Source organism: Clostridium perfringens (genome assembly GCF_016027375.1).
In the GTDB taxonomy this organism is placed as follows: Bacteria; Bacillota; Clostridia; order Clostridiales; family Clostridiaceae; genus Sarcina; species Sarcina perfringens.
Map to the genome: position 1 here is coordinate 2,989,813 of NZ_CP065681.1, position 15,605 is coordinate 3,005,417.

Genomic DNA, 15,605 nt, shown 5'->3' on the forward strand with positions numbered 1-15,605 from the left:
AAAGAAAAAAATTTAAAATAATTGTAGTGAACACTCTCTTTTTCAGATCAATTTTCTTGTCTAAATAAAAAAAGCTAGAAATACCAATAAAAAAAATATATATTACATAAAATAATTCTATAACATTCCGTACGTACATAAAATTACATATCGCCTATTCTATTCATTAAGAATGTTTTTAACTCTTTTTTATAAACTCTTCCAACAGGTATTTCAACGCTATTTTTTAATATAATTTTATTTTGCAAAATAGAATCTATATGTGAAATATTGACTAAATAACTCCTATGGCATCTTAAAAAATTTCTACTTTTCAGTTCTTCTTCTAATGTTGCTATTTTCATATTGAAATCTATACTCTCTTTTTCTAAATTGGCAGTAATGGTCTTGTTATTAACCTCAAAAAATAATACCTCTGATAGGTCTATAAAATTAGTTTTTCCATTTATATTTATTGCATATCTAGATGGGCTAGTAAAATTTAAACTCTTTATAGCTCTTAAAAATTCTTTTTCTAATTTTTCAAAAGAAACAGGTTTCATTAAATAATTTAATGCTCCCACATCATACCCTTGAAAAACATACTCCTCACTTCCAGTTATCAAAATAGCTTGTATGAACGCATCTAATTCTCCAATTTTTCTTAACAATTCTATTCCATTCATTTCATCCATGAGTATATCGCAAAAAACTATACTATATTTTTTTGTATTTCTTTTATATACATTTAACAAATCTACTCCTGAGCAAAATTCATCAATGATGACATCCATATTATTTTTATTGCATATTTTATATAACATATCCTTTAATATATTGCGCTGGACTTTTTCATCATCGCATATTGCTATATTTAACATAATTTTACCTCCATAACATTATATTACATATAAATTATAATAATTATTCAAAATTTATTCAATTATTTCACAAAAAATATATATTTTTAAATTATTATTTAAATTAATATTGGTAAAATCACATTGATTTTTTAAATTTCTTTAAAATCATCAATGAAATTTAATTTTTTCTATAAAGTTTTTGATTATAGAAAAATCATCTTTAAAGTCATAAAACAAAAATAAAAAACTTTTTATTTAAAAATAAAAAAATGTTTTTAAATAAAAAGTTTTCCATCTTAATTTAATTTTAATATACCAAAATCATTGATTTTTTCTTTATTATCATAGAAGTATTTTTCATCCTTTATTGAACTATTTATAACTATATCAATATTATTATTTTTCATATTTAATTCAAAGCTATCCTTTTTAGAATCATTTACAAAAATTGATTTAATTTCTGAATCCATAGTATCAATTTCACTAACCTTATATATTCTTTTGTTTTCTGAACTTTCTGTAACCTTTAAATATCCTTTTTCAGTATCAGTATTATTAGATATATCAGTATTTTCATCTCTCATATAGAAATCTAGAACTTTAGCATTTCCATTACCATCTACTTTTAAATAATATTTTCCTAAGTCTCCACCATCTATACAAACAGTATATGTTTTTTTATCATCAACTTTAATTTCTTTTCCATTCTCATCAAAGAATTTTTTAGTAACTTTTATTTTTCCTAGCTTATAAGGAACAGATAGGTTTGGCTTATTAAAAATTCCTGTTATAATTTTATTTTTTTCTTTAGGTTTTTTATAACTAATAGTAGCAATATCATTAGTATAAACTTTATTTTCTCCAGTTCCCCAATATTGATCCTTAGGTTTTATTTTAAATTTAAATTGAATTCCATCTGTACTATCAATTATATTTTCGCCTCTATCCCAACTTATTTTATCCTCTTCAATATTTTCTTTTAAATAAATTACAGAATTATCTGAAAGGTTTACTATTTTAGAATTTTTTCCATCATAAGCTCCATTTTTCACAATTTCAAAATCCTTAGAAACAACATCTGTTATTTTTAATCCTTTGGCCATCTCTTTATCTAATATAATATTATTTGCAATCTTATCATATATTTCTTTTAAACTTTTACTATTATTTTCATTATTATCTTGACCAAATCTTGAATCAATAGTGAAATATCCTGAATTTTGCATTTTACTTAAAAGTTCTTTTGCACTATTTTTATCTTCATAAGGAATATTATCAATTAATGCTACTGAAAAAATATTAGTATCTGGATAATTGTTGTAAAATTTTTCATATTCATACAACGCCCATTCGTCTATACTTTTATAATTACCATTATTTAATTCGTCCATTAAAATCTTTTCATAGTCAGAATCTTTTTTAATCTTTGTTTTGTAAATTTGTTCCAAGTGTTTTTTATATTGTTCATAATATTCCCTACCACCTTCTAAATATTTACTTTCAAGCAACATATTCATACTCTCATTTGGATAACCATCACTAAAGAATATTACATCTTTCTTTGAATTAGAATTATTATTAAGTTCATTATTAAATATCTCGTCAGCTAGCCTCCATGAACTCTCTATATTGGTATTTCCCATTCCCTCTATATTATTGTAAGATTTTTTTATAGCTTTCTTATACTCTTCCTTTGAAGTAAAATTATTTTTATCATTAAACGAAAAAACTTCCTCAGAATATGTCCCAAAGGCAACAACTGCAATTCTAGAATCAGGAATATTATCAATAACCTTATCCACTAAAGAATTCATAGATTCTTTTAACTCATCCATATTATAGTACATACTATTAGAGGCATCCATAATTAATAATATATCTACAGGTTTAGTAACCTTTTTAGGTTTCCCTTTTACAGTTAAAGTTATTTCATAATTTCCATCTTCATCTGGCTTCTGTGATACTTCTTTAAGAATTTCAGTTCCGTCATAATCACAAATTCTTCCTTTGCTTTCGTTACCAATATCCTTAAACTGATCATCAAAGCCCTTATTTTCAATACCGCTAGCATTTAGGACTGGGACACTTATAAACAAACTTATTATAAGGAATACACAAAAAATTTTTCTTATATTCTTCATATCTCTCCCCACCTAACTATTTAGATAAAATTTCTACATACTTATCCTTTATCTTTTCATTTATTCCTGTCCATTTTTTTGTTAAAGCGTCTTCATTAGGTTGAATAGCTTCAACATTTACATCTATCTTAATCTTTTTTCCATTATATTTTTCCTTTAAAGAATCTTCTATGGAATCTTTTTTTATTTCTACACTTTTCAATAGTTCTTTTGTTGATTTTCCACTTTTTAATTTTGCCATGTAATAAAAATATCCATCTTCACCATAAACCCATAGATTATTAATATCATCTTTATTTAAAGCTATTACATTATCTTCATCTAGATTTAATTGAATTAAATTTGAATCTCCAGTCCAAGGATTTTCATCTTCATCTATCCATCTAGGTATTATACTGACTCTAACAAATTCATCACTTTTCCCAGTATTCTTAATTGAAACCAACTTGCTTATATTACTTCCATCCCATTCCTTTGGCGCATCAAAGTTTTCATCAATTTCAGTTTCTACACTCCCTATAGAAAATTTATTATTTACACTATCTATAGACGTGAAACCTTTTCCTAATACCGTTACTGATATAATACTTATAACTATCAAAATTAATAAAAGAGCTTTAACTAATCCTTTTCTTCTTTTCATAATCATTCCTCTTTTTTGAAAATCTTTAATTTATTTTTTATAAAATCGAAATTTAAAGTTAAAATAGCAATAGAAGATATTATAAAAATAACAAAATATATTCCTAAACTACTATCTCCAGTTTTAGGAACTATTATATTGTCTATTGTATTTTTTATATTATTTTGACTAGAATCTATATTACCTTCATTTAATTTATTACCACCTAAAAGACTTTCTTCTCCACTATAACTATCCTTAACAGCAGTAAAAATCCAATCAACTTGCGCTTTCTTATTTTTGTATTCATTTCCTGCTTCTTTTCCAGGAAACTCTGCAAAAGCCTCAAGTTTTTTAGACTCACCAGGCTTTACTTCTCCTAAATAAATGTTATTTTCTAATCCATTCTGCCCACTAACAAATCCATCATATATACAATTCCCATCATATATTACCTTAAGTTCTATCTTCTCTAATAAATCATAACTTTCCTTTTTATTGATTCTTTCAGCTCTCATAAATATTTTATAAGAATCCTTATGCTTGTTATTTAATAAAATATTTCTTTCAAGCTTATCTCCTGGAAGAATATTATCTGACCATAAAAAGGGCTCATCCCCCTGAATGAATACTATACCATCAGCATTTCCTTCTAATTCAACATTAGGGGTTGCAAATGTACTTGCAACCCCTGGCTTACATATTATTAAAAGAAATGCCATAGTAAATAAAAAGGATTTTATTAGATTCTTCATCCTTTTCACTCCTTGCATCATGGTTATAACTTAATTTAAAATATTACTTATTTATGTGCATTAGTACCTGCACCTAAAGTCTTTATAACTTGTGGTGCATCTTTCCAAGAATCATTTACTGCACCATTAGCAGCTTGTACACCTTCTGAATCAACAACTACATCAAATTTTAATCCTTTAAATTCATTTGTAGTATCTTTTGATAATGTAACACTTTCTAATAAGTTTGCAGTTTGTCCATCTGGATTAACTATTCCATTATAGTAATAATATCCATCAGAACCTTCTATCCATTTTCCTTCTTCAGGCTTATTAGAATCAGTTAAGTTATTTTCAAAGTTTAAATTTATATTCTTTGTATCTAAATCAGGCTTTTCCTCTCCCTTAGCATCTTTCCATACTTTTTTTATCTTAACTCTAATTAATTGATCATATGTAGCTTTATTAATTACATTAACTTGTTTTGTTACCGTATCCCCTGGTAATGTATTATCAGCATCTTCCGGTTTGAAATCTTCATGTATTTTTATTCCTGAATTTGGATCGCTAGGATTATCTGTACTTGCTGTTGAAAATGGGTTTGTTACAGAATCACTTGATGTAAACCAAGCTAAAGATCCTCCTATACTTCCTACTGCTAAAACACCGGCTATACATAAGCCTATTATTTTCTTCTTACTCAATTTAAATTACCTCCCAGTTTATAAATTATTTATATTATTCTTATAATTTAAATCTAACTTTTCTTTCTTGCTCCTAAAGATTTATTGAATATAAAATCAATTAAGATAATAACTACAAGTAAACCTATAAATATTAACTTGTTTTTTTGTAAGCTACTTAAAAATGCACCTAAATATGGCACTTGAAAAACAACCTTTCCAACAAGTAATTTTTCATCTAAAGGTACAGGATCTTGAGTATTATTTGCATCACCTTTTGTTATAAATTCAGTTTTTCCATCACTATTAACTATGTCTATAGCTCTATGAGTTGTAACATTATTAGTTATGTCACTTTTAAAAGTTATAACATCATTTTTCTTCACCTCATTGGGTAATGTCTCCTTTACAACTACCAAATTTCCTGGCTTTATAGTAGGACTCATACTTCCAGTTAAAATATCATAAACTCTATATCCTCCTATACTAATTCCAGAATCACTTTTCTTAGCAAAAAAGCCTAGAAGTAAAAATGCTATAAGTATAGTTAAAAAACCATAAAATAAAATATTATAAAAAATTTTTATACCTTTTTTCATAATTATTCCTTTTCTTCCTTTTCAACTTTACAGATATGTAAAATATTGTTTGCAGATTATTTATAACATCTTAAGTAAATCATCTCAATACATATAGCGTGAATTGCATGTTTTATTACGTAAATGTAAATTTTTAAATATAAAAATCTATTGTTGTATTAACTAATAAATTGGTGTAATATTGAAATTATCGTAGTTTTATTGGGAAAGTTTAATTCGTTATTTAGAGGTGAGTATTATGAAAATTTCATTAAGAATTAAAAAAATAATAAGTTTAATTCTATTAATTATAATTTTCTTTTGTGCAATGAAAATATATCAAAAACGTTTAGGATATTATACTGATTCAAGAGATTATGATAACTTAAGAAGTCTTTCTCCTCTATCTGATTCTTCTGTTAATAAAAGTCCAGAGGAACATAAGCAGGATGCAGAAAGTGAAAAGAACTTAAAAAATATTAATCCAGACTATAGATTTTGGATAAAAGTTGAAGGAACTAATATAGATTTTCCAGTGGTTCAAGGAAAAGATAATGATTTCTACTTGCATCATAACTTTAACAAAGAAAAAAGCTTCTCAGGTTCAATTTTTGTTGACTCAGAAAATAATTTAAATGATGATTCTAATATAGTTGTTTATGGTCATAACATGAGAAATGATACTATGTTTGCCCAAATTAAACATTTTAAAAATGAAAATTTCTTCAATGCAAATAAATATGTAACTCTTTATAGAGAAGGAAAAAAATCAACATTCGAAATTTTTTCAGTTTACCAAGAAAATGCTAAGGACTTAGAATCTGAAATAAAAACAAAATTTTCAAATAAAGAAGATTATGAAAAATATTTAAAAGAACAAGAATCAAAATCACTATTTAAAAGAGATGGCATAGATTTAAATTCTAATGATAGAATCTTAACTCTAATAACCTGTGGATATGATTTTGTTAATGCTAGAATAGTAGTCGTAGCAAAAGAAATTGATTAAAGGCCTATATATTACAAGATTAAGGTAATATATCAAAATATAATAAAACTTACAAACATATTCCGAGAATTACTAGATCTAGATATTCTCTTCATACTGTTTGTAAGTTTTATAAAAAGTTATTTTGATACACGCCACTTATTAGTTATTTTTAATTTTTTCTCTTTAATCTCCAAAGTTTTGAAACATAATCTCCATAAAGCTCTGGAATGTTTAAACCTATATACATAAGTTCATCTCCACTAAGCACCATATCTTCTTCTATTATTTCATACTCTGAATCCTTATCTAAGGCTGTAAGTTTTAAATTGCTAAAGCTTTCATTTACTAAAGCCCACTGTCTAACATAGCTTACAACAACCTCATTCTTATCTTCTGAAATCATCATCCATGCTACTTCATTACTATTAAAAGGGCTCTTTAATCTATATAAAGTTCCAAATTGCACAGTTTCTCTAATTTCTTTATATAAACTTATTTGTTCCTTTAGTTCTTCCTTTTCTTCCTCACTTAACTTAGTTATATCAAGCTCATATCCAAAGTTTCCTGCCATGGCAGATACCCCTCTAGTTTCAAGTGGGGTTATTCTATTAGCTTGATGATTAGGAACTGCTGAGACATGGCATCCCATAGAAATAGGAGGATACACCATAGAGGTTCCAAACTGTATTTTTAATCGTTCTATGGCATCTGTATTATCACTTGTCCAAGTTTGAGGCATATAATAAAGGATTCCTGGATCAAATCTTCCACCGCCACCTGAGCAGCTTTCAAATAATACATTAGGGAATCTACTTGTTATTTCCTCCATAACCCTATACAATCCTAAAATATATCTATGTGCAGTTTCTCTTTGTCTCTCTGAAGTCAATCCTAAAGAACCCACCTCTGTCATATTTCTATTCATATCCCACTTAACATAAAATATATTTGCACTTTCAAGAATTTTGCTAACAGATTCTATTATATAGTCACATACTTCTTTCCTTGATAGGTCTAATATTAACTGACTTCTTGCCTGTGATCTAGTTCTTCCTGGAATATGAATACACCAATTTGGATGCTTTTCATAAAGCTTACTAATAGGTGAAATCATCTCAGGCTCAAACCATAATCCAAACTCTAACCCCATATTATTTATATCTTTAGCAAGTTTACTAAGTCCACCCTTTAATTTGCCCTCATTAACAAACCAATCTCCTAAGGAACTTTTATCATCATTTCTATTTCCAAACCATCCATCATCAAGAACAAAAAGTTCCATTCCTAGCTTTGAAGCTTCCTTAGCTATTTCCTTTATCTTAACCTCATTAAAATCAAAATATGTGGCTTCCCAGTTATTTATAAGCACAGGTCTTACCTTATCTCTATAATTTCCTCTACACAATCTCTTTCTATAAAGATTATGATAAATTTGAGACATGCCATTTAGTCCCTTTGAGGAATAAACTAAAACAACCTCTGGTGATTGAAACTCTTCCTTTGACTCAAGTAACCATTTAAAATCAAAAGGATTTATTCCTATTTGAGCTCTTGCATTTCTATACATGTCAACTTCCACATTAGCTAAAAAGTTTCCACTATAAACTAAGCTAAAACCATAAACTTCTCCATATTCCTCATTGGCATCCTTACTACATAGGGCCATAAATGGATTTTGAGCATGGCTACTTGCCCCTCTTCTACTTTCAATAACTTGGCTTCCACTTCTTAAAGGATTTCTAAGAATATGTCTCTCTCTTCCCCAAGATCCTGAAAGCTGAATAAAATCAAATTCATCAGTTGTAAAATCTACATTGGCACTTAAAACTCTCTCTATATTTATCTTTTCATCACTATTATTCACTATCTTTAAACTTCTTGTAATAGCATCAAAGTTTTCAAAAACATTGTATGTTAATATGACTTCTAAGTTTTTTAAAGAATCAACTAAAGTTATTTCTAGAGAAGTAGCCTCTTCCTCACTTTCAACATACACAGCTGGTAAACCTGAAAGTCTTTGCTTTCCTTCGTAAATTCTATGTGACTTATATCTTAAATCAGTAGCTGATGTACCATCTTCATATTGAAACTCTAAACTTGGACTTCTTAAGTCAGTAGCTCCAAATGTTGGACACTCCTGAGGTATTAACTCTAACTGAAATCCACTTATATTATCAGTATCAGCGGCAAAACTTCCAAAGCCTCTTCTTCTAACAAAATACTCTAAGTTATCAGCTTTTAACTTTCTTCCCCAATACAAATGACTTAAATGTCCTGTCTCCATAACCTTCAAAACATAACTTGTATTCTTTGTCCTTAGATGAAAAGTTTTAAAATTCTCATTATAATTTATACTCATAATTCTCATAAAGTTATCTATTAACTCTTTCCCCCTATATTAATACTAATATTTTGTATGCACTCTTCTAAATCCCTTTTAACTTATAAAGAAAATTTAACCTTTTAAGAAAACCTTAACATTAGCTACTAAAGGCTATAAATAAAAGCCTTAATTAAACTAAATTCATTATAAAAAGTCAAATCAAAAATCTAAATAGTCTACATACAAATTATCCTTTAATAGCATTATATAGGTAATTTTATTAAATTTAAATATATAACTTTCAATATTTTAGATAACATTTAAAATATTAAAAAGAAGTTATATTTAAAGTTAATAAACTTACTTTAAATATAACTCCTCACTCTACTAAGTAAATACTTAGTAGTATAAAACCCATGTTTTACAGAATTTCTTTTATTTAAATATTATTTAAAACAGCCCTATAATTAATTTTTTAAAGTACCATTAGAATTAAATTCATAAAACTTACCATTAATATCTCTCTTTTCTGTAACCATGAAACCATTACCTTCATCAAAATAATACCATTGTCCACCAATCATCTTCCATCCAGAAGCTAATCTTCCATTTGATTCAACATAAGCCCATTGTAAATCTGGTGAGTATTCTAAATTCTTAAATGACTTCCATCCTTCTGAAGCATCCCAAGATCCATCTTCATTAAAGAAATGTTGAATATATGGTTTATTAGTCTTATAATCCCATTCCTTAACAGCACCTTTAGCCATAACTTTATTTTCTTTGTAGAAATAATACCATTTATTATTTATCTCTTTCCACCCTTCAGCCAAGCTTCCATCATTATTTATATAAGCCCAACATGTCTTATTACCTTCATCTTGCCATGAATGCCATCCTGGATTAGTAACCCATGCTCCACTATTATCAAAACAATAATATCTTTTATCACCATTTGAATAAGTAACTGCAGTTGAACCTTTTGCCATTTTTCCATTTTCATAAAAATAATACCATGTTCCATTTATATTTTGCCAACTAGTTGATAATTCATTATTTGAGTTTATATAGTACCAATCATTATTATATTTCCCAATATGATTAACCCAACCTTTTTTATATTGTAGAGCTCCACTATTATCAAAATAATATAGTTTTGTGTCATAAGTGTTTTCATCAAACATATATTTAGGACCAGTTGCCATTACTCCACCGTCATTAAAATAATACCAAATTCCATTGATTTTTTGCCATCCTTTTTGAATAATACCATTATTATCTGTATAGTAATATTCTCCATCTTTATTCTGGCTCCAACCTTTTGCTATCAATCCAGATTCATTAAAGTAATATTGGTTTCCCTCTATTTGAGTATTTCCTGTACTCATAACTCCATTCTTAAAATAATATTTATTTCCATTTATTTCTTTAAATCCCTCTGCCAATTCACCATTATCATCAATATAACACCAAATATAATAAGAATTATATCTATCTTTGCACTTATGCCATCCTTTTGAAGTATTTAATGCTCCACTATCATCAAAGAAATAATTTGCTTCCTTATTTCCATTAAACCCATATATAGAAATTACTCCAGTTTCCATTAACGCCTTATGAGGTTCAAAATAATAATATTTATTATTTATTTTTGCTAATCCTTTTTTACATACTCCAGTATTATCTATATAACACCATTTATCTTCATCATATAAAGTAACCTTATGCCATCCTTCACTAGTTACTAAAGCTCCACTTTCATTAAATAAATATGTTGGTAAATCTACTTTATAACAACCATCTTCAACTTCATTTTCAAAAATAGTACTAGTTCCTTTACACATTATTCCATTAGGTGCAAACCAATACTTATTTCCATTTATTGTTTGCCAACCTGTTTTAGCTAAACCATCTTCTCCAAAATAATACCAACATGGCTCTCCATCTACAGGTTTAAGTTCATACCATCCTGAATATCTTCTATATGCACCATTCTTGTCAAAGAAGTAAATCTTATCTTTTGAACTATCTTTATCAAATATTCTAGTTGGAGCTGTAACCATTTTTGCATCACTATTAAAATAGTACCAAGTTCCATTGATTTTATTCCATCCTAATGCTGCCTTTCCACCATTCTCAACATAGTACCAATCACTAAATTCTCCATTTATATGGTTAATCCATCCAGTTCTATTAGTTAATCTTCCATCTTCTTCAAAATAATATACATTAATACCTAAACACATGTCATCTTGAACTTTTGTAGGACCAATAGCCATTCCATAATTAGGATTTAAATAATACCAATCACTTCCTGATTTTTTCCATTCATTAACTAAAGATCCATCTTCATTTAAATAATACCATTTTTCATTTATTTTTTTCCATCCCTCTTTTTTAAATAACTCTCCATTATTATCAAAATAATAGAACTTAGGGTTTCCTGTAACACCTTCAACATTAACTATTCCAGTAGCCATTTTTCCATCACAATAAAAATAATAATCCTTACCATTAATTGTTTGATAACCTGTTTTTAAAACTCCATCTTCATCTATATAGAACCAAACTTTTTTATAATTATTATATTCATCATATTTACTAAACCAGTCTTTTCCTTTTAACAAGGATCCATCAGAAGTAAAACAGTATATTTTTTCCTCATGATTAAAGTAATCATAAGTAGTTTTTTGACCAGTTGCCATAGCCCCTGTTGTTTCATTAAAATAATATGTCTTTCCCCCTATTGTTTGCCACTTAGTTTTTAATGAACTATCATCATTGAAATAGAACCAGTCATCATTTAATTTTGCCCATCCTTTTCTATTTATTAATTCTCCATCTTCTCCAAAATAATATAAATCTAATTTTTCTGGTCTATTACCTTGTATTAAAGTTGGTCCTATACTCATGTGAGAACTAAAATAATATGTCTTTCCATTAATAGTCTTCCACCCATTTGCTAAACTATTATTATTGTTGAAATAATACCACTTACCATTTATCTCTTTCCAACCATTTCCTGTTACTAAACTTCCATCTTCATTAAATAAGTAAACTTCATAATTATCCCCGGTACTTATACAACTTACTCCCTTTGCCATTCCATTATGTTCATCAAAATAATATGTTTTACCATCTATTGTTTGCCATCCACTTTGGACTTCACCTTTATTATTTATGCATATTTTTCTTTCACCACCCCAAGTTTCATGATAAGTATGAATACCTGGTTCAGTTATAAGGACTCCATCTTCATTAAAGAAATATACTTTGTATTTTTCATGATTTAAATCATCATATACTCTTACACATCCTCTTGACCTACCGTCATACTTATTAAAATAATATGTTTTGCCATCTATTATTTTCCAGCCATTTTCTAAGCTATTATCACTATTAAAGTAGTACCATGTACCATTTACTTCTTTTAAACCATTGCCTTTTACCAATGATCCATCTTTATTAAATAAATAAGTTTCCTTTTTATCCCCACTATTTACTTCATAAACCCCATTTACCATTCCATTATATTTATCAAGATAATATGTTCTATCATCTATTGTTTTCCAACCTTCTAATAAACTATTATCATTATTAAGATAATACCAATTTCCATTTATCTCTTTCCATCCAGAACCCTTTACTAAAACTCCATCTTTATCAAATAAATATGATTTATTTTTATCATTCTCATTTATTTCATGTACCCAAGTTACCATACCATTACTTTCATCAAAATAATATGTCTTACCATCTATTATTTGCCATCCACTTTGAACTTCACCTTTATTGTTTACGTATATCTTTCTTTCTCCACCCCAATTTTCATGATAAATGTGAATACCTGGTTCAGTTATAAGAGCTCCGTCTTCATTAAAAAGGTACACTTTGTATTTTTCATGATTAGAATCATATATTCTTATACTTCCCTTTGCTCTACCACTATACGTATCAAAATAATATGTTTTACCATCTATTGTTTTCCAGCCACTTGCTAAGCTATTATCCTTATTAAAGTAATACCACTTCCCATCTATTTCTTTTAATCCAGTGCCTTTTCTTAAAACTCCATCATTATCAAATAAATATGACTCTTTTTTATCACCATTATCTATTTCATGAACATTAGTTAACATACCATTATATTGATCAAAATAATATGTCTTACCATCTATTGTTTTCCAACCATTTTCAACTTCACCTTTATTGTTTACATAGACCTTTCTTTTTTCACCCCAATATTCAGTATAAGTGCAAATTCCTGGCTTATTTACAAGAGTTCCATCCTCATTAAAAAAATATGTTTTATAATCTCCATTCTTAGTATCATATACTTCTTTTTTTCCAGTTGATACCTTTCCATTTTCAAAATAATATGTTTTACCACCTATTGTTTGCCATCCATTCTTTTCATTTTCATCAGTTACACTATTATTTTGACTTTCTGTACGTGCTATTACCGCTTGTCCAGATTCATTAATATTTATGTAATCACTTTTTAAAGCTTGATTTTTATCTAACTTAATTTCAACTTCCTTATTTTCGCCTTCTATTTTCTTGCTTTCTTCATCTCTTTTAGAAGTTTCATTATCTTTACTTTTTATTTCTTCACTTTTTACTTCTACTTTCTTATCTCTATTTATTTTATCTTCATTATTTTGATCAGATTTATTTTCTACTTCTTCTAAAGTATCCTTTTTATTATTATGAACTTTTTCTACATTTTCATCTTTAACTTCTTTAGAATCTTTGTCTTTACTATCTTTATCATTTTTAATTTCTTTTACACATTTATCACTAGACTCTAATTTAGTAGACACCTTGTTATTATTATTCTCTAAACTTTTATCTTCATTGATTTTTTCTGTTTTATTTTCAGCATTCTTTACAAAATTACTTTCAACTTCTTTTATATCTTTTTTTTCATCAGTTTTTAAATCTTCATTATTAACATTTGTATCTTCTTGCGTATTTGCCTTAGGGCTTTCATTTTTTAATTGTTTTCCATTATCCTTAATATTATCTAAATTAGCAGTAGCTGTAACCCTTACTTCTTCAGCATAAACTTTCTTTCCATTGCTTATTACAAAGCTAGATATAGTAGTTATACTTGCTATAGCTACGGCAATAGCTACTTTCTCTCTTACTTTTTTCATAAAACACCTCTATTAATCCACTCAATTTAACTAATATATTAAAAATTTCCAAATATTATTTTAACATTTTATTTAAATATTGTAAATAAAGTTAATTATATAGATATTTTCCGTTAATATTATTATAAGTAATATTATTACATATAAATTCAATAAGAAATATATTATGATATTCATTTAAAGTAGATATATAAAAAATTCTCTCTAAAAAATCTTCTAATTTATAATCAAACAAAGTCATAAATACCTGTAAAACTGGTGGCTTGCAATAATTTTATAAGAACTTATTGGCCCCTAATAACAGACAGTTTTATTTATTCTAAATAAAAAAAGTTCTACTTAAAAAAGTAGAACTTTCTGTGGTTGCGGGAGCAGGACTTGAACCTACGACCTTCGGGTTATGAGCCCGACGAGCTACCAGCTGCTCCATCCCGCGTCATTAAATTGTCTCTCTGACTTGTATTAAGTATATTCCTAATTCTCTAATAAGTCAAATGTTATTTTAAGAAAATATTTTTTATTTCTATATTAAATACTCTTAGCCTACTTATAGCCTCAATAAGAAATTTACTTTTTATTTTATAACTTAAATATCTTTCTTGGTATTATATCTAATTTAATAATTTTAATATAAATATAATATCCCCAAACTCCACTTAAAGTATTACACATAAGATCATTTACTTCAAAAAATCTTTTTGTATTAGGAAAAACTAAGGATAATATAACCTGGGAACTCTCTATGAATAAAGACATAAAAAAGCAGAATTTCAACACTGTATTTAATGAAGGTATATATGAATCTTCTTTAAGCTTCTTTTTATTATGCAACTCAAAGCCTTCTAAAATTTTATTGATTTTATCTATAATCCCTTTTCCTAAAGTTAATTTTTCTTCATCTATACTATAAAAATAGCAAAGAAAAAATGCCATTGGACTTAACATAATTGAGTTTCCTATTAGCTGATAAATAACATCTCCCACTCCCCCTTGATGGTATATTTGCTTTATACTCCACAAAGGACTAAGCCAAACTTCTGGTGGATTATAAACAAGCTTATTTCCCCAAGCTATGGTAAGTGGAAAGTAAACTTTAGAGGCAACTCCAATTAAGTAAATACAAAATAAATCAAAGATAAATTCTTCATTAGAATATATTTGCTTATATGTGTATTCTTCCTTAATTATTCCTTTAATTTTAATTGCTCCTCTAAATAAACAAAAGAGTATAATTCCTACTACTAAAAATGTGTTTTGGGAAATAATAATCATAAATTCTCCTTTTAATTCTAGTTTTAATTAATATATTATATAAGTTAATGTTGACTTCTAAATACAGTATTAATACTAAAAAAACTTCTATTATTCATTAATATAATCTTATAAATATTCTTTAGAAATCAAAACCTCATAAAATAAATAGCTTTATATTACTTTATTAAGTATAGCCTATTTATTTTTATTTTAATCAAATTAATTACAAAAATAAGCTGTATCAAAACTCCTTAAACCTCTTACAAAACCTAACTAAA

Annotated in this window: 10 protein-coding genes and 1 tRNA gene; 1 reads left to right on the top strand and 10 read right to left on the bottom strand. The window is 27.0% G+C overall.

Going from position 1 to position 15,605, the window contains the following annotated elements:
* Positions 1–143 precede the first annotated feature (143 nt).
* The 6 genes from I6G60_RS13895 to I6G60_RS13920 form a co-directional block, all read right to left on the bottom strand.
* Positions 144–860 carry a LytR/AlgR family response regulator transcription factor gene (locus tag I6G60_RS13895; protein ID WP_003455670.1) on the bottom strand — a complete coding sequence of 239 codons (717 nt, stop codon included), beginning with the start codon at positions 858–860 and terminating at the stop codon, positions 144–146.
* A gap of 278 nt (positions 861–1,138) precedes the next feature.
* A complete protein-coding gene (locus I6G60_RS13900) occupies positions 1,139–2,983 on the bottom strand; it encodes a vWA domain-containing protein (RefSeq protein WP_096071656.1) in 1,845 nt (614 codons plus the stop codon).
* Between the two features lie 16 nt (positions 2,984–2,999).
* Entirely contained in the window at positions 3,000–3,626 is a 627-nt protein-coding gene (locus I6G60_RS13905; protein ID WP_096071657.1) for a BsaA family SipW-dependent biofilm matrix protein, read from the bottom strand.
* A gap of 2 nt (positions 3,627–3,628) precedes the next feature.
* Positions 3,629–4,360, bottom strand: coding sequence for a hypothetical protein (locus tag I6G60_RS13910; RefSeq protein ID WP_096071658.1), 732 nt, complete (start codon positions 4,358–4,360; stop codon positions 3,629–3,631).
* A 47-nt stretch (positions 4,361–4,407) separates the two neighbouring features.
* Positions 4,408–5,043: a SipW-dependent biofilm matrix protein BsaA gene (gene bsaA, locus I6G60_RS13915; protein ID WP_138329837.1), complete on the bottom strand. Its 636-nt coding sequence runs from the start codon at positions 5,041–5,043 to the stop codon at positions 4,408–4,410.
* A gap of 53 nt (positions 5,044–5,096) precedes the next feature.
* On the bottom strand, positions 5,097–5,621 hold the full coding sequence (locus I6G60_RS13920; protein ID WP_003471303.1) for a signal peptidase I: 525 nt from the start codon (positions 5,619–5,621) through the stop codon (positions 5,097–5,099).
* 238 nt (positions 5,622–5,859) lie between these two features.
* On the opposite strand from I6G60_RS13920, the gene srtB reads away from it, so the two are divergent.
* Positions 5,860–6,609 carry a class B sortase gene (gene srtB, locus I6G60_RS13925; RefSeq protein ID WP_138329839.1) on the top strand — a complete coding sequence of 250 codons (750 nt, stop codon included), beginning with the start codon at positions 5,860–5,862 and terminating at the stop codon, positions 6,607–6,609.
* A gap of 151 nt (positions 6,610–6,760) precedes the next feature.
* Here srtB and I6G60_RS13930 read toward each other — a convergent pair whose 3' ends face one another.
* The 4 genes from I6G60_RS13930 to I6G60_RS13945 all read right to left on the bottom strand — a co-directional run bounded on the left by I6G60_RS13930 (position 6,761) and on the right by I6G60_RS13945 (position 15,345).
* On the bottom strand, positions 6,761–8,959 hold the full coding sequence (locus I6G60_RS13930) for an alpha-galactosidase (RefSeq protein ID WP_197925439.1): 2,199 nt from the start codon (positions 8,957–8,959) through the stop codon (positions 6,761–6,763).
* Between the two features lie 422 nt (positions 8,960–9,381).
* Complete coding sequence (locus tag I6G60_RS13935; RefSeq protein ID WP_197925441.1) at positions 9,382–14,073, bottom strand: cell wall-binding protein; 4,692 nt, start codon at positions 14,071–14,073, stop codon at positions 9,382–9,384.
* Between the two features lie 360 nt (positions 14,074–14,433).
* Positions 14,434–14,509, bottom strand: a tRNA-Met gene (locus tag I6G60_RS13940).
* A gap of 143 nt (positions 14,510–14,652) precedes the next feature.
* Entirely contained in the window at positions 14,653–15,345 is a 693-nt protein-coding gene (locus I6G60_RS13945; protein WP_110071009.1) for a VanZ family protein, read from the bottom strand.
* Between the last annotated feature and the right edge of the window lie 260 nt (positions 15,346–15,605).